The organism is Anaerospora sp., assembly GCF_032013335.1.
Classification (GTDB): Bacteria; Bacillota; Negativicutes; order Sporomusales; family DSM-15969; genus Anaerospora.
Genome location: NZ_DALZUO010000018.1, coordinates 46,521 through 67,377, shown reverse-complemented (window position 1 = coordinate 67,377; position 20,857 = coordinate 46,521). Strand labels below are relative to the sequence as shown.

Genomic DNA, 20,857 nt, shown 5'->3' with positions numbered 1-20,857 from the left:
ACTCCCTTTCACAATCATTGAATGAAGGGATTCATTTTTCTTTCCCAGCCAATTGTTGTATCCGGACCATGGCCGGGATACACTTTAGTTTCATCTGCCAAAAGCATCAGCCGCTCTTTTATATTGGAAATTAACTCGCGATAAGAGCCTCCTGGAAAATCAGTTCTGCCGATAGATTCAGCAAAGAGACTATCTCCGCTAAAAAGGACCAGCCCGCTTTTCAGGCAAATTCCCCCTGGTGAATGCCCCGGTGTATGAATCACTTCCAGGTTGAAGTTGCCAACTTCAATGATATCACCATCTGCCAGCATTTTATCTGCCGGTAAGCAAGTTTGCCCTTTACCAATAAAACTCGAAAGGTTTTTTTGAGCATTCACTAACATGTCTGCATCATCACGATGAATATATACAGGAGCACCTGTAGCTTCTTTTACTTTATTATTAGCCAAAATATGATCAGCATGACCATGGGTATTGATGATGCATACCGGCTTGAGTTCTTCCCGTCCAATAGCGGCAAGTATCTCCTCGGCATTAGCACCAGGATCGATAATGGCAGCTTCACGGGTATCCTCACAATAGGCAATATAACAATTTGTACCTAAGTTTCCTACTTCCATGCGAATAATCTTCACAAATTCCACTCCCTAGAATTGTCGTTTGCTGTCTAAAAGCATTGTTACGGGACCATTATTGTTTAAGGCAACGATCATATGCGTTTGAAATTGGCCTTGGCTTACTGCTATGCCGGCTTCACGACATAACCGAATGAAAACTTCGTACAGCTCTTTCGCTTTATCGGGCTTGGCAGCCTGATCAAAGCTTGGCCGTCGCCCTTTCCGGCAATCACCATATAAAGTAAATTGCGAAACAACAAGTAATTCACCCTTGCTGTCTATAAGCGACAAATTCATTTTTCCCTCATTGTCCGGAAAAATTCTTAAATTTACAATTTTTTCCGTCAAATAACGGGCATCATCTTCTGTATCGTCACCGGCCACACCTAGCAATACAGTCAGACCACAGCCGGCGTTAGCAATTACAGCACCGTCTACCGTAACACTGGAGCGATCGGTCCGCTGAACAACAGCTCTCATTAGAATCCCCCCGTCCCTTGCGTCACACGATGGACATTGAATATATCTTTCACACGCCGCATCTTAGTCATGATATATTCCAGCTGCGTTAGGTTCTTGATGTCGATGCTAATTGTTATTGTAGCTACTTTATTCTTATTCACTTTCGCATTGACGGAATTAATATTGGTCTTACTTTCTGATGCTACCATCATTATATCAGATAGCAGACCCGGACGGTCAGAACCAGTAACCTCTACCGTAACTTTATACATATCATTAGGAGCAAAATCCCAATCTACTTCAATCATTCGTTCATATTCAGTCGGATCAGTGGGAATGTTGGTGCAGTCAGCGCGGTGAACAGACACTCCCCGCCCCCGGGTAATATAACCGGTGATGGGATCGCCGGGAACAGGATTGCAGCACCGGGCAAGGCGTACCAGTAGACCTGCTTCCCCTTTAACCAGTATTCCGTGACCGGCTTTTCTATTAATACTTTTGGGTTTCAGTTCAGCAAGCAACTGCGATAAATCAGGCGGAGTAGTACTTTTCAATTCTTTTTTATGTGCTTCAATGAGCTTTGCCATAACACCGTGCAGTGTTACACCGCCAAAACCCAATGCAGCCAATAAATCTTCTTCCCCACCGGAAATATTCATCCTTTTGGCTACATCCTCCAGCCGATCGCCTTTGGCCAGATCCTTCCATTCATAACCTAACTTTTTGCTTTCCCGCTCAATAGCTTCGCGCCCTTTGGCAATATTCTCTTCCCTATTTTCTTTTTTGAACCATTGCCGGATTTTACTGCGGGTTTCTGAAGAACCGACTATATTGAGCCAATCCCGACTGGGACCGCTCCCTTGTTTACTTGTGATAATTTCTACAATATCGCCATTATTTAAGCGATACTCCAAAGGTGTAATTTTGCCGTTTACCCGTGCTCCAACACACCTGTGACCGACGTCGGTATGAATGCGATAGGCAAAATCTATCGGTACCGACCCGGATGGTAAATCAATCACATCTCCTTTAGGAGTAAAAACAAACACCTCATCTGTAAAGACATCTAATTTTAATGCATCCATAAACTCGCGCGGATCGCGCAGTTCTTGCTGCCATTCAATTAAATGCCTCAACCAGGAAAGCTTTTGGTCGAAATCTTTATCCGCACCTTTTGCGCCTTCTTTATATCGCCAATGGGCCGCTATTCCGTATTCAGAGATTCGGTGCATTTCCCAAGTGCGAATTTGGATTTCCACCGGCTGTCCACGAGTTCCAATTACGGTGGTATGTAAGGACTGATACATATTCGACTTCGGCATAGCAATATAATCTTTAAAGCGATAAGGCAATGGTTTCCATAAAGTATGAACAATCCCTAGTGCACCATAACAATCCTTAACACTATCAACAACCACCCGGATAGCATAAAGATCATAAATTTCGCTCAAATCTTTATTGCTTTTTCTCATTTTTTTATAGATGCTGTAAAAATGCTTAGGCCGTCCCTGAATATCCGCTTGTATACCAAGCTCATTCAATTTTTCCGTTAAAACGTGAACAGCATCATTAATTATTTCTTCCCTAGCCTGTCTTTTTTGTTTCATTTGATCGACTAGATCATAGTAGTGCTCCGGTTCCAGGTAACGAAACGATAAATCCTCAAGTTCCCACTTCATATTGAAAATACCCAAGCGATGTGCGAGGGGGGCAAATATTTCCATCGTTTCTTGAGCTATGCGCTTTTGTTTCTCAGGGCTCATATGTTTTAAGGTACGCATATTATGGAGTCGGTCAGCCAACTTAATCAATACTACCCGAATATCTTTCGCCATCGCTAAAAACATTTTGCGGTAGTTTTCCAGCTGCTGCTCCTCTTTGGACTTGTATTCAAAGCGACTTAATTTTGTAACTCCATCAACAAGCAGAGCGACCTCTTTGCTGAACTGTTTTTCTAAATCCTCGAGAGAGACGGCCGTATCTTCCACTACATCATGCAGCAAGGAAGCACTGATCGTCACTGCATCAATTTGCAAGTCTGCAAGTATTTTTGCAACTCCCAGAGGGTGGCAAATATATTCCTCACCGGAAGCGCGGAATTGCCCCCGGTGAGCATTGCAGGCAAGCTCATACGCTTTTTCAACTAATGCTAGGGGAGCATCCGGCTGGTAGCCTAGAATTTGTTGACAAATTTCTTTAATTGCTACATCTTTATTTTCACTGCCCATGGGCGCACCTCACACCTAACATCAAAGCATTAATACTGGGCAAGTGATACAATCCGACAATTAGGGAACATTTCACGGCCCTTTAAATACGTTAATTCAATCAGCACTCCCAGTCCAACAACCTCGCCACCTAATTGTTCTACCATCTTGGCAGTTGCATGAGCGGTACCGCCTGTGGCAAGTAAGTCGTCTACAATGAGTACTTTTTGTCCAGGAGAAATAGCATCGCGGTGTACTTCGAGCACATCTTTTCCGTATTCCAGACTATATTCATACCGCAATACCTCTCCTGGCAGCTTGCCTGGTTTGCGAATCGGCACAAACCCGGCATTCAATTTATAAGCCACTGGTGCACCTACTGCAAATCCCCTAGCCTCAGGCCCAACAACAACATCAATTTTTTCATCAACAAATGCTGCTGCTAAATCATCAATTGCCTGTCTAAATGCTGCGCCATCCTGCAGCAGGGTAGTAATATCTTTAAATCGGATACCCGGTGTTGGGAAATCAGGAATTACCCGAATCTTAGTTTTATAATCCATTAACGCCACTCTCCTTATATTGTTCAGGAATTACAGGTTGATTAATCCACGAAAGTAAATCAGCAGGCATTGCTCGCATAACTTCTTCTGCAAAGCTCTGAAAAGTTTCCTTTTCTTGCAGCCCCTCACAATAAGTCACCGATTGCTCTATTGCCAGTTTGTGATCCGGAGCCTGATTAAAGTGTATCGTTCTCTTCGAACCTCTAGTTTCACGCCATAGTAACTGGAGTTCTTCCAGAATCCGAATAGACGTTGCTACTGCAGTTTCATTGATACAAAAATCAAACCGGGTATTCACTTTTTCACAAATTTGCGTATTGGTTAATTCACAAGAGCCTGCATCCTTGTGCAGGTTTTCTTTAATCGCTACATACACTTTACCGACTGTTGGGCGGTCTGGGGCGGTATCATTGAGAATCCTGTTATTAAGCTTAATATCATTGTGACCGAAAATAAGATGAATATAACTGCGCTCACCATCGCGCCCGGCTCTGCCGCACTGCTGATTAAATGCAGTTTGGTTAAATGGCAAGTGATAAAGCACCACATGCCGAACATCCGGAAAATCCATTCCTTCGCCAAATGCACTGGTTGTAACAATTGTCCGCAGCTGACCAATGCGAAACCATTCTTCGACTTGTATCCGCCACTCATTGCTGAGTCCTGCATGGTAAAACCCAATTTGCTCCTCACGAGCCGGCACCATTGTCCGTAGTCGACTGGCGATATCTACGGCTTGTTTACGGCTGTTAACATAGATTAACGTTTTTTCTCCTGTTTCGAGAAAAGGAATGAGATAACTAAGTTTATCAGCAGTGCGCCTTTGATCTTCCAGGACCAGATTAGTACGGATCGTTCTGTCTATTATTACATCAGTAAGCTGCAAGGTACTGCATATTGCGTTTGCTGTATGATCATCAGCAGTCGCTGTTGCCGCTAATACTAACGGGTTTCCCAATATTTTCTTTAATTGCCCCAGTCGTTGGTAAACAGGGCGCTGCCGTTTACCGCTAAGGTAAATATGATGACTCTCATCAATGACAAAAAATCCAATCTGTTCTTTGGTTTTCTCAAATACGGTTAAGTTCGCTTCGAGAAATTCGGGAGTAGTAAGCAAAACATCTACGTTATGCTTACCTATAGCCAGAAACAATTCTGTTCGTTCATCTGGTGTTAACGTACCATTGCCTTTATAAATTCGCAAGCCTAATGCCCCCAGCTTACGAATCAGACTTTGGTATTGATCATTGACCAGTGCACGAAGGGGGTACAAAATTATGGTCATTTTATGTTCTTGCATTGCCAAAATAGCAGCATGGGTCTGAAAAATTGCGGATTTCCCTCTGCCAGTACCCATGATTGCCAATACACTTTGGTGATTTGCTAAGTGGGCTAACACCTGCTGCTGGCTGCTGTGATACTCACGACTGCCTAACAAAGCCTGTTGAATTGCCTGTTTATCCAGTGGTAGAGCCCCACATACAGCAACCTCTGCGTCTCTTTTGCGCATAATGGTAATATTAACGCCATATGACTGCCCGTTACCACCTGTCACTGCGGAAACAGCACATTGATAAGTATCATTCTTGTCAATTTCAGGCGCTAATTCAGCAGCTAACTGCGCGTTTATATAGCCGATGGTATTGCCATCTAACCGGTCAACGCGAATCGCATTCCTGTCATGACTGTTTTGCAGTTCTCTAACAAGCAGTAACTCGTCTCCTGGCTGCAAAGTCTGAATAAGGTCCTGACGACCAGAAAACGTAACTCCTACTACTTTTGTTGAAAAACACGAAGCTTGCAGAATATTCTTATACCGACTGTCATTGATGCCCTGCGCAAACAATTCATCAATTGGTGAACACTTTTTTTCCCAAGCCTTGAGATCATGAGCACGCAACTGAATATTGCGCATCCCTTGCCACTCATTGAACTGCGGAATGAACGCCAACTCAACGTAATCATTGCGGCGAAGCGTCTCACAAAGCTCTCCCATATTCCAGCCAACAACATCGGCACTACTGCGATTATGACGAACCTTTAGTTTTAAATGACGTCCCTCTTGACCAATTGAACGTATATCCGTCAATTGAAGTTGACTACTAGCAAAAACCGGACTGGGATTTCCCATACCGTGCGGTTCTAAACAAGCCATTTCTTCCAAAAAGGCAGTGTTAACTTCTTCTAGCGCAACAAGGGAATCAATTTGAATTTTAGGAAGATAGTCCTCTTCTTGCAGTTGCTCCGCTGCAAAAGCAGTCAGCCGTTTTCGTAATGCATCGATCTTCCCTTCTTCCACACTCAACCCTGCCGCCTGTCGATGACCGCCGAACTGAATCAAAAGATCGCCCGCATTTTTTAACGCTTCATACATATCAAAACCAGGGATGCTGCGGCAAGAGCCTTTACCAATACCTTCTTTAAGTGAGATCATCACAACTGGACGATAGTATTTTTCGACAAGCCGGGACGCCACAATGCCAATTACGCCTGGATGCCAATTTTCCCCGGCTAAAACAAGTACTTTTTCCTGCTCTACGTCAAACGCAGCCGCTAAGCTATCAGCTGCAAGCAAGATTTCCTTTTCAACTGTCTGCCGGGTTATATTTTCCTCATTAAGCATACCAGCTAATTCATTTGCTCGTGCCATATCACTGGTGACCAGGAGTTCTACACCAGCGGCAGCATGACTGATGCGACCTGCTGCATTCAGCCGTGGCGCTAGGGTAAATCCAACTTTTCCCGTATCAATGCTGCTGCCGGTTAACCCACATACTTCTTGCAATGCCTTCAGCCCTACATTGTCTGTTGCTGCAAGCTGCTTCAACCCAAGCCTCACAAGTGCTCGATTCTCTCCCACTAGAGGAACAATGTCTGCAATCGTGCCAAGTGCTACGATATCCAGATAATTTGTAAGAATTGAGGAATCTGGATAATAATGCGCCCAGAGCGCTTGGCAAAGCTTGAAAGCCACTCCAACACCCGCAAGCTGCTTATCCGGATAGGAGCAGCCAGTTTGTTTCGGATTCAGAATAGCATAAGCAGGTGGCAGAATTTCCGGCGGTTGATGATGATCTGTGATAATGATATCCACTTTACTTTGTATTGTGGTCACTTCTTGCACTGCACTAATTCCGCAGTCGACCGTAATGATTAGCTTCGTGCCTGATTGAACCAAATTCTCCAGTGCAACCGCATTGAGGCCATACCCCTCACTCTGCCGTTCTGGAATATAATACTCCACATCAGCACCGAATGTTCTAAGAGTACGGTACATCAGAGCACTGGCCGTGATGCCATCTACATCATAATCACCGTAAACTGTTATCTTTTGACCTTGCGCAATTGCTTGGCTGGTACGGGTTACTGCTTTCCCCATATCTTTAAGCAGCTGTGGATCGCCAAGACGTTCGACACCACTGAACAAAAACTCCCGTGCACTTTTATCATCAACGATTCCCCGGTTAATAAGAACCTGGGCCACAGTTTTAGAAATTCCCAAACTACGGCTTAACGAATCACTCAAATCGGAGTGAACTGGAGCCAGGCGCCATAACCGGCCTAATTTGGCCATAAAAGCCTCCATATTGTGGTAATATTATATCGAATGAAGCAAAATTATGCAAATAACACACTGTATTTTCTAAATATACTATTTAACATTAGAAATCTTGCATAACTTACAAGTTATTCTCTTCTATTTAGTAATAATCCTCTAAAAAAAAAGAAAAAGCCTGAATCACCTGCCGTTATATCTACGTTCAGCCCACGTAGCCTTAACAAGTGCCTGCTTTTCTAACTCTTCTAAAATATAAGCCCTTCCTCCGGCTGCTTTCGATAATTCTTCCAAATATCCCCGATGCGGTTTTAATCCGATACACGTAAAACCATAGCCACTTGATTTTATATTTGCTGCTGCCGTAAGAGCATCTGCCAGAGGATCTCTTGTGCGGTCCGGCAGTGTCGGTACACCATCAGTGATCAATATAATCAAGGGATTGACAGCACGGGCCTCACGCAGATAAGCAAGTGTATGATTTAATCCCAGTGCCAATGGTGTAGAGCCAATTGAGTTTATTTTGCTTAAGCACTCTTCCGCCAAGTGGAAATTACGAGTTAGCGGCACCTGAACAACCGCCTTGTCTTCTTGAAAAGTTATGACACTAATCCGGTCACTTGAAGCGAGAAATAAATGGCGCGCTAAAAACTTTGCCGCTCTAATGCGTATTCCCGCCATACTGGCACTGGCATCGACCAGCAGACAAAAATCATTCTTATTCTTTCGATAACGCAATTGCTGCCGTATGTCAGCGCTTGTAATACTAAATTCATTATTCTCCAGCACCGTCCGACCAGCTGCAGCATGAATAGTCTCAGCGACCGCTAATTCTCCGGAAATTCCACCGGTCAGCCAGTTTTCTGTTATACTGCTTCCTGTACCGGACGAACCGCTCTTTTTTAACAGTGTTAAGCTATTGCCGTTAACTTCACTGGCTGGCTTAATCAAGCGAATTGTTCTGCGAATATAGGCATCAATATCCGTCATATTCAGCTTTAAATACTCTTTTAAAGCCTGTCCGTAGTCGGTTAATTTGATTTGTGAACGATTGGCTTCCATAACGCCCATCCCAATCATTCGTTCAATAGCATCTCGCCCATTGCCGCTTTTATCCAACTGCTTCAACAACTTACTATGATTTATGCCTTCATTTACATCATCCAGAACCTTTTGCAAATCCCGTGCTGAATCAAATTGATCTGCCAATTCCTCCGTATCCTGGAGCAACTGATGCTCCTTGACGATCGGAGACATATCATTGCAGTTTTTTTCCTGCAAAAAAGAATCAGATTGATGATCTGCATAGGGTGACAGATCACTTTTACCGCCACCACTTAGGATATGAACAATTTTTTCATTGCGCCTCAACTCAAGCGATGCACTAAGTATGCTTTTCTCGACTGCATTAACTAAATAAAACAGGCACGCAATATGGTCACGGGAAATAAGCGCTGCTACATGAACATGGTTTTCATGAGCTCTTTTTAATGAAAGCTTCTTGCCGCGATTTAAATCACCAGTGACTCGCCCGCCGCCTGTTCCAGTTTGAATGTCAATATAATGAGCATTTACACCCTGCTCTTTGTTTGTAAAAACGATAATATGCTGCATAGAATAATGCAAGTTATACAATTCAACAGCTTGTTTGATTGCTGCAGCCACTTGGCAGTGATCAACAAGGCCCGTTTCATGAAAAATGTCCAGATGAAATATCTTGCCTTTATCGCTGCGGTGATAGAATGCTTGCCCGGCATCCGTATCCTGGACGATTTGAATTTCTTCAACATGCTCAGGATGATAAGTATGCATTTTCTGGCTGACAACCGTACTTTGCCCAATACGAACTCCCCGCTGCTTTTCTATCGCATTTGCTATCTGTTTGGACGGTTGAATCAAACGGATTAAAAATTGATTATCATAATCCAATTCCCATTCAACCACGGTTCTCATCCTCACTGATAAATTTATCTACAGGCAATTTTGACAAAGGAGTTGCTTTAGCACGAGGTGCATGAATCGTCATTTGCAGCGGATCCATCGCTTGCGGGGCAGGACTGCTGCCAGGTCCATTGCTTTGGCTGCTGCCATTGCCTGTACTTGTCTGTTTTTGCTGTGATTGGTTTGCAGGGCTTGTTGAAGCCTTGTTCCTCAGACTCTCCCACAAATTTCGCCACCAGGATATTTTTTCTGCGTTAGAGCCAGTTTGATTGGGAAAAGCAACCGGTGCTGGCAGTACATCATCTGCTGGCGGTGTATCATGAAGAGCAGGATGATTTAAGTGCGTCAAGTATTTGAGAATATTGGTTACTGTACCATGGTCCGCTCGATGACCTAAGGTGAGCGGTACTACCTGCATAACATCATCCAGCGTAACTTGTATTTTACCGGCATGCAATGCCTGTAAGGCGGCAGCCATTTCCATGGCTTGCACTGCCCGCAGACTTTCCAAGCTAAAATCTACGTAAATAGTCGCCAATACGTTTCGAATCTCTTTGCTAATCACGACTTGCTCCAAGCCAACAGGGAACGTAAAAGCTGGAGAAGCTTGGGCAGAAGCTAAAGGTCCTTTTTCGCGAGTTTCTAAAATAGAGTGTACAGCCAAGTAGTCGTTGGGACGCCCCATCGTTACCAATACATCAAAGCGATCCGACAATTGACGGCGAACTTGGGCTAATGCACCCGGGTCTTCATCCGGATTGGAAGCTGCCCACACAGTAACAGCTAAAGGTAATTCCACCGTAGGCATACCCGTCTCTTCAATTTGAATACGGCCTGGTTTTGTTCCCATTACATCTAGTAAAACATCTGCTAACTCAGGTGATGTATCAGCAAGCCGGTTAATTTCATCTACAAAAATAATCCCCCGGTGAGCTTGTACAATTGTACCAGGCAGCAGCGAGGCTCCCGGTGAAGCCTTATCCGTTAATTTAGCTAAGTCAATTGTTCCTACCACAGTTCCAATTTTAGCTGACTGTGATATTTCCAAAAAAGGGCACGGTACTGTTTCAGAGCCAATTTCTTTAATGGCCTGGGGCGTTAAGTACCGGTGTTCAGGGCAATGTGGTTTCGCCGGGTCACAATTATACATGCAGTTCTTAATCCTGACAATCGATGGTAAAATGTCCTTTACTGCCCGCATGATTGTTGTTTTCCCTGTCCCTCGCAGCCCTTCGGCATGAAGGTGAAAAGTCTGCCCTTCAGCTAATGCCGATAACGATAACTCTACTGCACGAAATAAGTCGCCATTTCCGCTATGTCTTACAAGTTCAAAATATGAAGGCAATCGAATCCCTCCCCGCCATTTTTCTTATTTTGCCCATTGCGAGACCTGGCATACGAGTCTAGCTAACGGTAATATTCATTTTGTATATTACAGGATGTAGATAGTTATCAAGATTACCATAACGACTGCACAAATAAGCCGGAGCATTGCAGCTACAGCTAACAGATAAATAACTCGTCCTACAGTACTCCAGCGGGGGATAAAAGTCTTACCGACAATTACCTCCCAAATCACGATTCCCAGAATAGGGCCTAATAAAGCATCAGCTGCAATTATTCCTGCAATATTCCCTGCAGAAGCGTTGACACAAAACAAACGAGACAGCTCGTAACGTCTGGTTAAATAGGCACGAAGCCATCTTCCTCCTACCTCTGCGGTTATTGTTAAAAACAATAATAGAACAGTAAGCCACGGCTGAAAACTGGCAAACCCTGTGAGCACCCCATATAATAAAGCTCCGCAAAAGATAATTAAGGTACCTGGTATTCGAGGGATCAGTGTACCGACTACTCCAATAAGCATGATAACTGCAATCAAAAGCTTCACAATACTATATCCTTTCAACGATATAGTATCATTATTACTTGTTTATTCGCTGTTTATGTAAAAACCATGCAGTATAAACTAAAAAGCCTATCGTAATAAGGCCAGCCCAGCTCATCATCATCAGAAGAGTATTAAAATTCACTAGGCTAACCAGATAGACCGCCAGCATGGAAAGCCCAAGTGACGGCCATATTGGTAAGTCCGTGATTATGCTAATCTGCCGGGCATTTACGATCATCGCCGGGACCATTGTATTCATAAACGTACACAACAAAATAAGATTGAATATATGAAATCCAATTGTTCCGAGAAACTTATGTACTACCTGAGATAATGCCAGCGGACCTGCAGCACCGGCAAACAGTACCAGATGAGCCACACCAACTGTAAATAATCCTTCAACCACTTTGGACATAACGGCTAAAAAAACTGCCTTATCTCCTTTTTTTGATAAGAGCGCGGCTGCCTCCACAACTAGAATTGACCGCATTCCACCTGAGTTGTAACCGATTAAGGCAAATGCAAGGGGCCAGTTAATTGCTCCCATATCAAAAAAATGCTGCAAATTAGTAGAATCTTGCTGAAAAAACAAAATGCCTACAACAGGCAGTAAAAACAAGGCTAAATAATTTGATAATTTTAAGAACTCAAATCCATAACCGGCTGCCATTAGAGTAAAGAACAATAAACAGACAGGACCTGCAGCCAGAATTGGGATTCCAGTAAGTAAGTGTAATACCCATCCGGCAAAATAGCAGCCTGTGATAGCGCTTGCCGGAATGCAGGTAGCTAAGATAATTGCGGCCAAGGTATTTTTTCCCGTACAACCAAAATATTTCTTCACCACAATAATTAACTCTTGTCCGGTCTGTACTCCAATCCATGCTGATATGCCGGTGATGAGCGAACCTAAAATGACGTAGGCTACAATAATTGTACTATAAATATCTGTACCAATCACCGAAGCCATATCAGGAACGACTGCTACGTTATCACCGGCAATTTGCACAATTGCCAAAGAAATAGCTGGTAATAGCATCCACATTGTCTTCACCGCCCTTGTTGCTACCATCATATTACAAAGATCAGCCGATGGTGAATCATTACAACTTTGATCCCAGCTAAATCTGCATAAAAAAATTGTGCAGCCACTTAATAAGTGGCTGCACAATTTTTATGATCGATTTATTTTGCACTTTTAGGGCGCAGTTGCGCCTTGCGGCGGTCATCATATTCTTTCCAGGTTACCCAGATTGGACTGGCATTAAATATGGATGAATACGCACCGCTGATAAAACCAATTAACATCGCCAGTGAGAAATTCTTGGTTGTTTCTCCACCGAAAAAGTACAGAGATGCAGTTGCAAACAATACCGTCAACAATGTATATATAGAGCGGGTTATCGTTTGTCCTATACTGCGATTGACCAATTCCTCGTATGATTCGCTTTTACGATGATTACGCAGATTCTCCCGGATGCGGTCGAAAATAACGACGGCTTCATTCATTGAATAACCGATAACCGTTAAAATTGCGGCAATAAAGGATGAATCAAGTTCCAAATGAAAGATTGAAAAAACACCTAATACCACAAGCACATCATGCAAAATAGCTAAAATAGCAGATATTGCAATTTTATATTCAAAGCGGTAGGAAATATAAGCACACAATAACAGGCAGGCAACTGCTAAGTTCAACAGAGCCTGGCGAGTAAGCTCAGAGCCGACAACAGCTCCCACTTTCTCAACTCTCTGTACTTCAAAAGCGCCAAGTTTATCGGTCATTCCCGCAAATAAAGCCTTGCTTTCGTCATTTGTTAAAAAGTGAGTCCGCAAAAATACATTTTGCGAAGCATCCACTTTCGCCGTTCCTGCCAGCTGGATGGTGCTGTTTTCTAAGTGGAAATCTTTCAGTGATTCACGAATTTCAGCAACAGTTACTTCGCGGCTGAATTTTAAATCAACGATCGTTCCGCCAGTAAAATCAATGCCTAAATTAAATCCGTGTATGGCCATGGAAATGATTCCCGGAATAAGGATAATACCTGAAAGCAGGAACCACCAGTACCGTCTTCCGATTATATTAAGCTTCATGTTTTATCACCCCTTATGCACCAAAAAATTTGCTATTTTTAACCACATTGGCATGAATAAGCATTCGCAGCAAAGAACGGCTGACTGTAATTGCCGTAAACATGCTTATAACTACGCCGAGTCCAAGTGTGACAGCAAATCCTTTGATAGGGCCTGATCCAAGCAGGAATAATACCGCTGCTGTGATCATAACCGATACATTGGCATCCAATATCGTTCCAAAAGCGCGATGGAAGCCAGCATCCATTGCCGCTCGCAATGTTTTTCCAGAGCGAAACTCTTCCTTAAATCTTTCAAAAATCAGTACATTGGCATCAACGGCAACACCCATTGATAAGATAATACCGGCAATGCCCGGTAAAGTCATTGTCGCTTCCAGGCCTTTCAATACGCCTAACAACAACAACACATATACCAGTAAGGCAATATTGGCAACTACACCGGATAAACGATAGAAGAGTAACATAAAAACTACAATGGCAAGTACGCCAATTGTAAACGCTTTGATACTTTTATCTTTTGAATCCTGTCCAAGTGTCGGCCCTACAGTACGGGTTTCCATTACTTCAACCTTTATCGGTAATGCACCCGACCGGAGTAAGATAGCCAAACGCTGTGCTTCTTCCAGTGTACGGCTGCCAGTAATAACCGCCTTACCACCAGGTATTGCTTCCTGAACGGAAGGATTAGTCAGGACTTGCTTGTCCAACAATATTGCAATTCGCTTTCCGATATTTTTTGCCGTCAAATCAGCGAACTTCTTAGCACCTTCGTCAGTAAACTCAATAGCAACGAGATTTTGTTTTCCCTGATCAATTTGCGACCGGGCATCTTTCAGGTCTTTACCTGTTAAGACGGTAACGCCACTTTCATCTTGGAATTCCATTAATGCTGTTTTACCAATCAGTTCAATCGCTTTTTCGGGATCTTTGACACCTGGCAGTTCGACAATAATCCGTCGTTCTCCTTGGCGTTGTACAATTGGTTCTGTAAGCCCTAATTCATTAATGCGTCGTTCAATAATCTTAATAACCCGTTGAACGGCATCATCATCTACTTTTGCCTCTGGTGTATCAACCGCTTCCAGTACAACGTGGGTCCCCCCTTGTAAATCGAGACCTTGTTTAATGGATAAAGCCAGCGGCGAGATGTAGTAACCAAAAACGACAATAATAGCTAATACAATGCCGAGAAATTTCGAAAAAATTCCCCACCTCAAACAGTTCTCCCCCAATCATTGTGTTCTACAATAAAACAATTATAGTCAGAAAGTACCATTTATGTCAACGAACAAGTCTTATTGCCTATAATAAGCGATTCTCATTAATAACTAAATTAAATTTAGTATGCAAGAATTCTGCTGCCCTGCGACACATAACCATACGCTCCAAAAAAATTTCAAAATATTCCATTACTGGACAAATAGTAGTATCAATTGTCAAATCAAGAGTGATCACTGATTTTGTACGGTCAACAGTCAACAAACTATGATCGGCAGCATAATTGACTCGATCGTGAATTTCAAATTTAGCAAAATCCTTATTAGTTACGCGGCTGCGGTGAACATCGGATTTATCGGCTAAAATCAGGGCAGAGGCCACATGATTAACCGCATTTCCTCTTTCCTCTTCATGATTACCAATAGCTGAAACAACTAACGCTATTTCTTCGGGCGGCATTTCTAAACGGGATAAAATGGAAAACGCAATAGCGGCACCAATTCCACCATGGTTAAAGCGATTAATCATATTCGCAATATCATGTAAATAGCCCGCAATAGCAGCTAACTGGCAATCACGTTCTTCATACTGTAAATCCTTAAGCACCTGATAGGCACGGGCTGAGACTATTCCGGCATGGCGGTGCCCGTGCTCAGTGAAGCCCAATTGTCCTAAATATTGAGTACTGCAGGCGAGGTAGACAGAAACCTCGTGATTTTTTTTCAGATCATCTACTGTAAGAAACGCCATAGTATTACCCCCTGACAAAAGCTGCTACTTGTTGTGCTACTTGTTCTTTGGTAAGGGAATCTGTTGGTAAATATAAGTCGGCATTTTTTCTGGCATCTTGCAGGCGTTCGCGCTGAACAATTAATCGTTCTTCTCCCCATGGTACATGGCGCCGACTGCGGATACTTGCTAAAGTTGCATCAAGCATAATGACAAGATCCGGCTGCTTACGTTTCCATAAAGTCTTAATTCCCGAATGCTCTTGCGCAACATTATGGGCGTCGATCCCCCACTCTTTCAGCTGATTAACTAGTGTTGTTTTGCCGGAGGCACAAACCCCAACTATTATAACTCGCATACGATCACCTGCTTTACCACGGAAAAGATGCTGCAATCTTACGGATTTTATGGGTATCTTCCTTGTCGCACAAGCCCATGACCACAACTGTCATGTCATCACCTGGCCGATAATCATCTAACTCAAGAGCATACTCTAAAATGCTTTCCGCTATAAAGGCGGCATCCAGAGCTTCATTCTCGTTTATAATCCTGTATAAATGATCGGTATCCACAGCTCGTCCCCTTTTTCTGCCGGCTGCCTGAATACCATCACTATAGGATACTAAAATCATGCCCAAATCCAGGGGCATTTCATACGTAAGCGGTTTCATTCGTTTATGAACACCAATGGGATTAATTTCTTCGTCGTACACATCGAGGCCATAAGACTGTTTTACAAGTACTGGACAGTTTGAGTTGCGGCAGAATACCACCGTTTGTGTATCCAGATCAGCACTGATAATGGCTAAAGTGGAAGACACCTTACCGTCCTTAAGAGCATACAGATAATCGTGAACTGCCCGGGCAACAGCACCATCGCGGGCTCCATCGGCAATTAAGGCGGATGTTTTATTAACGACCGCCAGGCTGGTTGTTCTTGCTGATTTTCCACTGCCTTGTCCATCTGCCAGAATGACAGAAACCCCGCCCCGCGGTCTTTCAGCAATTTCCACACTATCGCCGCATTCACTCATGGCATACTTATTCATTTGTGCAATTCCTATTTTTACTTCCATTTCCAGCCTCAGCGCATAGAAAGGCAAAATGCAGTGAACTACATTTTGCCTTTACTGCAAATAGTTATTTTTTCTTCGGTAATTACATACTGAACAGGAACATCATGTTCTTCAGCTGCAACAAAAGGAACAATTTGAAAGCTCCAGGCTACACCAAGCGTACAAGCCTTTGAAGCCTGGGTAAGAAAGCGGTCATAATAACCCGCCCCCATTCCTAACCGGTTTCCATTTAAATCAAAGGCGACCGCAGGAACTAAAATAAGGTCAAGTGATCCGGGATCAACAATTGTGATTTTTTCCGGATCAGGAACTCGCAAATTAAGTTTACCCGTTTTCAAATCCTGTAATCCGGTAATAGCTGCACTTTCCATATAGCCAAATTTTTCAGTAAGCAACGGTACACTCACTTGCTTACCGTTTTCCAGCGCAAATAAAATAAGCTCATCTATGTTCGGTTCTCCCGGCATAGCAAGATACAGCATTACATTTTTGGCTTGAAGAAAAGGCTCCCAGTTGGTTAAAAACCCGACAATAAGTGCACTTTGGCTATTCACCCAGTCCGCTGAAAGAGCATTGCGCCGTAAGAGAATTTCCCGGCGCATTTCCTTTTTGTCCTTATTTATTATCGCCATTTTTTGTAGAATCCTGATAATGGCTTATAGCTGAACGTGAAACTTTAATTTCTACTTTCTCAGCAATCTTCAGCATAACTGTTTTGTCAGTCAAAGCAGTAATTGTGCCAAAGACACCGCCTATCGTAACAATGCGATCTTCTTTTTTCAGATTATCAAGCATGTTACTTCTTTTTTTCTGCTCTTTTTGCTGCGGGCGGTAAAGCATAAAGTAAAAAATTACCCCCATAAGCACAATGGGCCATGAGGCCTGGATAAACTGGGTTACATCTGTAGAAAATTCGGGCAATCAACTCACCTCCTGATATCCCCAATATATTCCACACTAGTACGTAAAAATCCTTTAATGTGTCTGGTAATGTGCCCAAAACTCTTGCCGGAATGATACGAAACGATCTTCCAGAATCGCTTGACGCATTTTTTTCATGAAATGAATAAGAAAGTGAAGATTGTGGATCGTTGTTAGCCTAAGACCAAAAATTTCTTCTGTTTTGAGCAAGTGCCTAATGTAAGCTCTGCTAAAATTACGGCACGTATAGCAGTCGCAATCTGGATCAATTGGTCGGAAATCCCGGGCAAATTGGGCATTTTTAACCACCAGGCGTCCTTTGCCGGTCATCGCTGTTCCATTGCGGGCTACGCGAGTGGGGAAAACGCAGTCAAACATATCAATTCCATGCATAACCCCTTCCACTAAACAGTCCGGGGTTCCAACTCCCATCAGATAACGCGGCTTCGTTTGCGGTAATTGTGGCACCGTATGCTCCAGCATTTCGTACATAAGGTGCTTAGGTTCTCCTACACTAAGCCCTCCTACGGCGTAACCGGGAAAATCCATTTTAACTAAATCCTGAGCACTCTTTGTGCGCAATTCTTTATACATGCCGCCTTGTACAATTCCAAACAAGGCCTGATCTTTGCGAGTATGAGCTTTTTGGCAGCGCTCTGCCCAGCGGGTGGTTCGTTCTGTTGAGGCCCGTGCATATTCAAATTCCGCTGGATAAGGAACGCATTCATCAAAAGCCATAATGATATCTGCTCCCAAGGCCATTTGAACTTCAATTGCCTTCTCGGGTGATAAGAAATGCTTTGAACCATCAATATGGGAGCGGAAACTTACGCCTTCCTCCGTAATTTTACGCAAAGGTCCCAGACTAAACACCTGAAAACCGCCGCTGTCTGTTAGAATGCCTCCATCCCATTTCATAAACTTATGAAGTCCCCCTGCCTCTGCAACCAAATCTGCACCTGGCCGCAAATACAAGTGATAGGTATTACTCAGGATGATACCTGCCCCCATAGCCTTGAGTTCATCCGGGGATACTGCTTTAACAGTCGCCTGGGTTCCCACAGGCATAAACATAGGCGTATCAAAAACACCATGAGGTGTATAAATTCGTCCTACCCTAGCTCCTGTTTGGGAGCATTTTTTTATTAATTCGTATGTAATTGCCAATCTCAATACCTCCTTATAGGATTAACATCGCATCGCCAAAACTAAAAAAGCGATAGTCTTCATTTACAGCGATCTCATACGCTGCAAGAACATTTTCCCTGCCGGCAAATGCACTAATCAACATTAAGAGTGTTGATTCGGGCAAATGAAAGTTTGTCACCATCGCATCAATCATTTTAAATTCAAATCCTGGATACATAAAAATATTCGTCCAGCCGGACCCAGCCTCAATCCTGCCGTCTGTTCCCACCGTTTCCAGCGTCCTCACCGAAGTAGTTCCCACCGCAACTACCCTGTGCCCTTTTTCTTTCGTCTGATTAATGATTTGCGCTGCTTCAGGAGAAATAGAGTAATACTCCCGATGCATAACATGCTGCGTAATATCAGCCACACTAACAGGGCGAAATGTCCCCAGACCGATATGGAGCGTGATGAAGGCAAGATTAATTCCTCTTTGTTTAAGGTTTTCCAGCATTTCTTCCGTAAAATGCAGTCCTGCTGTTGGTGCAGCTGCCGAACCACTTTCACAGGAATAAACCGTCTGATAGCGCTCCCCGTCTTCCAAACGCTCACGGATATACGGTGGCAGAGGCGTTTCCCCTAAGCGGTCCAAAATTGCTTCAAAAGCGCCCTGAAAGGTAAACCTCACAACTCGTCCACCAAATTCAGTGCTGTCAAGTATCTCACAGCTTAACTCCTCTCCAAAAGAGATGGTGGTTCCCGGTCGAGCCCGTTTTCCCGGCTTTACCAGTGTTTCCCATTCATTGTGGTTGAGCCGGTTAAGCAGAAAAACTTCAACTTTGCCGCCAGTGTCTGCCCGAGTGCCAATTAATCTGGCCGGGATGACTCTGGTATTATTAAAAACCAGGGTATCCCCTGGCTCAAGATAATCAGGAACGTTGTAGAAATGCTGATGGGAAACCTCACCCGTAGTACGATTCAATACCATCAAACGGGAATGATCCCGTGGCTCGTGGGGGTGCTGAGCAATTAACCCATCAGGCAAATTGTAATGATAGTCAGATAACAACATACGACTGTCTCCTTAAAGGCAATAAATTTCAAGTTAAGCTAGTATATTTTTACAATTTCCACACCTTGATAATAGTGTTTCAATATCGTTCTGAAATATGCGAGATCACTTTGCGGTGCCTTTTCTGCCATCGCTTTTGCTCCCCATTGTGACAAGCCTAAGCCATGCCCAAAACCCGATCCGTTTATGACAATCCTTTCCTGGGGGCGGCCGGTAATTCGCCGGATAATGTCTTTGTCATTAATTAACCCTTTTTCCACACTTGGTTTTAAATTGACTTGCATTTTTTTCGTGCCGTGATCACCAAAGCTATCCGTAATAGGAACATCAATACTCGGTGGTGCGGGTGTAACTATAACGATATCAAACAAGGTACTGTTCAGGCCTAATAAGCCGCGTAATTTATTACCGGTCAACATTACAGATCCGTTTGTTCCCGTAAAGCGAATTGTCTTAACTCTTCCTGATACGCCACGGTCAACCGCATTTACCGGCGGTTCGCTTAATCTGCTGAGCACTATGGCCTGCAAATCACCAATATTATATCCGGCCTTCGTCAAAAGCTGGCTTAATTCCTGTGGAGTATACTCTTGTTTCCACTTGGAATAAGGCGATTGCTGATCATAATCGACAACCCCTTTCAAGTAAGGCAAAGGAGAACTCCATACATTTTCACTGTTCTCGGTAAATCCGCCGCCGCTGCTGTGAAAACAAGCTGAAATCAACTTGTTCGCATACTGCAGGACTATCCCGCGTGTATCATCAATTGCTTTTTTCGTACGCTCCGATTCGCTTGCACGGCCATCGTAAACCTGGCAATCCGTTGTTGAGCAAACGTCATAGCCATCTGCACTGTGCTTATTCATACTAAATAAAGCATATGTCCTGGCAGCAACCGCCTGTGCCTTTATAGCCTCCATTGCCCAGTCTGGCGATATTTCCCGTGCAACAACACCATAAAGATATTCCTCAACAGGAACTGTATTAATGGCTGTCAGACCTGGTTTATCGACTGTCTTATGGATAGAAATAGTGCCCCGATAGCTGCGTTTATTCACTTCCATGTATGAGTCGCTCGTATCACCATTTATTCGGAACTCTATTGTCTTTGCTTTAATTGCTTTGCCGTTAAGAAGGATCTGATCTCCTTGAGAAGAAAAGGCAGCCCTTTCTTTATTCGAAAATTGACCCAGTATTTCACCATTATCATTTAACGCTACGAAATCGCGATTTGCGGAAACAACAATATTTTGCTGACCAGCCCATAAGCCAACACGAATAGATGGCACTGTCTGTGCATGTGTTACGCCGCAAAAAAGGAAAAGCGTTAGTACCATTATACTGAAGAGCCCAATAAAGCGTACTTTCTGAGTCATAAAA

The 20,857-nt window shown here is 43.5% G+C and carries 19 protein-coding genes; all 19 read right to left on the bottom strand.

Features of this window, described 5'->3' with window-relative positions:
- Positions 1–14 precede the first annotated feature (14 nt).
- Entirely contained in the window at positions 15–635 is a 621-nt protein-coding gene (locus RTR76_RS14330) for an MBL fold metallo-hydrolase (protein ID WP_312521823.1), read from the bottom strand.
- A gap of 12 nt (positions 636–647) precedes the next feature.
- The gene (gene dtd, locus RTR76_RS14325; protein WP_312521821.1) at positions 648–1,097 is read right to left on the bottom strand and encodes a D-aminoacyl-tRNA deacylase; all 450 of its coding nucleotides are present in this window, start codon (positions 1,095–1,097) and stop codon (positions 648–650) included.
- Positions 1,097–3,307 carry a bifunctional (p)ppGpp synthetase/guanosine-3',5'-bis(diphosphate) 3'-pyrophosphohydrolase gene (locus RTR76_RS14320; RefSeq protein ID WP_312521819.1) on the bottom strand — a complete coding sequence of 737 codons (2,211 nt, stop codon included), beginning with the start codon at positions 3,305–3,307 and terminating at the stop codon, positions 1,097–1,099. The genes dtd and RTR76_RS14320 overlap by 1 nt, the downstream gene beginning before the upstream one ends.
- A gap of 29 nt (positions 3,308–3,336) precedes the next feature.
- Positions 3,337–3,849, bottom strand: a complete 513-nt coding sequence (locus RTR76_RS14315) for an adenine phosphoribosyltransferase (RefSeq protein WP_312521817.1) — start codon at positions 3,847–3,849, stop codon at positions 3,337–3,339.
- A complete protein-coding gene (gene recJ, locus RTR76_RS14310; protein WP_312521815.1) occupies positions 3,839–7,423 on the bottom strand; it encodes a single-stranded-DNA-specific exonuclease RecJ in 3,585 nt (1,194 codons plus the stop codon). The genes RTR76_RS14315 and recJ overlap by 11 nt, the downstream gene beginning before the upstream one ends.
- Before the next feature lie 165 nt (positions 7,424–7,588).
- Complete coding sequence (locus tag RTR76_RS14305) at positions 7,589–9,349, bottom strand: VWA domain-containing protein (RefSeq protein ID WP_312521813.1); 1,761 nt, start codon at positions 9,347–9,349, stop codon at positions 7,589–7,591.
- A complete protein-coding gene (locus RTR76_RS14300; protein WP_312521812.1) occupies positions 9,342–10,691 on the bottom strand; it encodes a magnesium chelatase in 1,350 nt (449 codons plus the stop codon). Before RTR76_RS14300 ends, RTR76_RS14305 begins: the two co-directional genes overlap by 8 nt.
- Positions 10,692–10,778: 87 nt before the next feature.
- Positions 10,779–11,237 (bottom strand): DUF456 family protein, encoded by a 459-nt coding sequence (locus RTR76_RS14295; RefSeq protein ID WP_312521810.1) that lies wholly within the window; start codon positions 11,235–11,237, stop codon positions 10,779–10,781.
- Positions 11,238–11,271: 34 nt separating this feature from the next.
- Complete coding sequence (locus RTR76_RS14290; RefSeq protein WP_312521808.1) at positions 11,272–12,282, bottom strand: hypothetical protein; 1,011 nt, start codon at positions 12,280–12,282, stop codon at positions 11,272–11,274.
- Between the two features lie 140 nt (positions 12,283–12,422).
- Positions 12,423–13,331, bottom strand: a complete 909-nt coding sequence (secF, locus tag RTR76_RS14285) for a protein translocase subunit SecF (RefSeq protein ID WP_312521806.1) — start codon at positions 13,329–13,331, stop codon at positions 12,423–12,425.
- Between the two features lie 13 nt (positions 13,332–13,344).
- On the bottom strand, positions 13,345–14,550 hold the full coding sequence (gene secD, locus RTR76_RS14280; protein WP_312521804.1) for a protein translocase subunit SecD: 1,206 nt from the start codon (positions 14,548–14,550) through the stop codon (positions 13,345–13,347).
- A gap of 85 nt (positions 14,551–14,635) precedes the next feature.
- Positions 14,636–15,301 (bottom strand): phosphohydrolase, encoded by a 666-nt coding sequence (locus RTR76_RS14275; RefSeq protein ID WP_312521802.1) that lies wholly within the window; start codon positions 15,299–15,301, stop codon positions 14,636–14,638.
- A 4-nt stretch (positions 15,302–15,305) separates the two neighbouring features.
- Positions 15,306–15,638 carry a hypothetical protein gene (locus RTR76_RS14270; RefSeq protein WP_312521800.1) on the bottom strand — a complete coding sequence of 111 codons (333 nt, stop codon included), beginning with the start codon at positions 15,636–15,638 and terminating at the stop codon, positions 15,306–15,308.
- A gap of 13 nt (positions 15,639–15,651) precedes the next feature.
- Positions 15,652–16,356, bottom strand: a complete 705-nt coding sequence (locus tag RTR76_RS14265) for a PP2C family protein-serine/threonine phosphatase (RefSeq protein WP_312521798.1) — start codon at positions 16,354–16,356, stop codon at positions 15,652–15,654.
- 38 nt (positions 16,357–16,394) lie between these two features.
- Positions 16,395–16,988 (bottom strand): 5-formyltetrahydrofolate cyclo-ligase, encoded by a 594-nt coding sequence (locus RTR76_RS14260; protein WP_312521796.1) that lies wholly within the window; start codon positions 16,986–16,988, stop codon positions 16,395–16,397.
- Positions 16,972–17,277, bottom strand: a complete 306-nt coding sequence (gene yajC / locus RTR76_RS14255; RefSeq protein ID WP_312521794.1) for a preprotein translocase subunit YajC — start codon at positions 17,275–17,277, stop codon at positions 16,972–16,974. The genes RTR76_RS14260 and yajC overlap by 17 nt, the downstream gene beginning before the upstream one ends.
- 54 nt (positions 17,278–17,331) lie before the next feature.
- On the bottom strand, positions 17,332–18,444 hold the full coding sequence (gene tgt / locus RTR76_RS14250) for a tRNA guanosine(34) transglycosylase Tgt (protein WP_312521792.1): 1,113 nt from the start codon (positions 18,442–18,444) through the stop codon (positions 17,332–17,334).
- Positions 18,445–18,457: 13 nt separating this feature from the next.
- The gene (gene queA, locus RTR76_RS14245; RefSeq protein WP_312521791.1) at positions 18,458–19,477 is read right to left on the bottom strand and encodes a tRNA preQ1(34) S-adenosylmethionine ribosyltransferase-isomerase QueA; all 1,020 of its coding nucleotides are present in this window, start codon (positions 19,475–19,477) and stop codon (positions 18,458–18,460) included.
- 38 nt (positions 19,478–19,515) lie between these two features.
- Positions 19,516–20,853, bottom strand: coding sequence for a SpoIID/LytB domain-containing protein (locus RTR76_RS14240; protein WP_312521789.1), 1,338 nt, complete (start codon positions 20,851–20,853; stop codon positions 19,516–19,518).
- Positions 20,854–20,857: the final 4 nt, after the last annotated feature.

Bases quoted from the DNA above. Each gene is read 5' to 3' on its own strand.
- dtd (WP_312521821.1), bottom strand. From the start codon at position 1,097: ATGAGAGCTGTTGTTCAGCGGACCGATCGCTCCAGTGTTACGGTAGAC.
- RTR76_RS14320 (WP_312521819.1), bottom strand. From the start codon at position 3,307: ATGGGCAGTGAAAATAAAGATGTAGCAATTAAAGAAATTTGTCAACAA.
- RTR76_RS14315 (WP_312521817.1), bottom strand. From the start codon at position 3,849: ATGGATTATAAAACTAAGATTCGGGTAATTCCTGATTTCCCAACACCG.
- recJ (WP_312521815.1), bottom strand. From the start codon at position 7,423: ATGGCCAAATTAGGCCGGTTATGGCGCCTGGCTCCAGTTCACTCCGAT.
- RTR76_RS14290 (WP_312521808.1), bottom strand. From the start codon at position 12,282: ATGTGGATGCTATTACCAGCTATTTCTTTGGCAATTGTGCAAATTGCC.
- secF (WP_312521806.1), bottom strand. From the start codon at position 13,331: ATGAAGCTTAATATAATCGGAAGACGGTACTGGTGGTTCCTGCTTTCA.
- RTR76_RS14275 (WP_312521802.1), bottom strand. From the start codon at position 15,301: ATGGCGTTTCTTACAGTAGATGATCTGAAAAAAAATCACGAGGTTTCT.
- RTR76_RS14270 (WP_312521800.1), bottom strand. From the start codon at position 15,638: ATGCGAGTTATAATAGTTGGGGTTTGTGCCTCCGGCAAAACAACACTA.
- RTR76_RS14265 (WP_312521798.1), bottom strand. From the start codon at position 16,356: ATGGAAGTAAAAATAGGAATTGCACAAATGAATAAGTATGCCATGAGT.
- RTR76_RS14260 (WP_312521796.1), bottom strand. From the start codon at position 16,988: ATGGCGATAATAAATAAGGACAAAAAGGAAATGCGCCGGGAAATTCTC.
- queA (WP_312521791.1), bottom strand. From the start codon at position 19,477: ATGTTGTTATCTGACTATCATTACAATTTGCCTGATGGGTTAATTGCT.
- RTR76_RS14240 (WP_312521789.1), bottom strand. From the start codon at position 20,853: ATGACTCAGAAAGTACGCTTTATTGGGCTCTTCAGTATAATGGTACTA.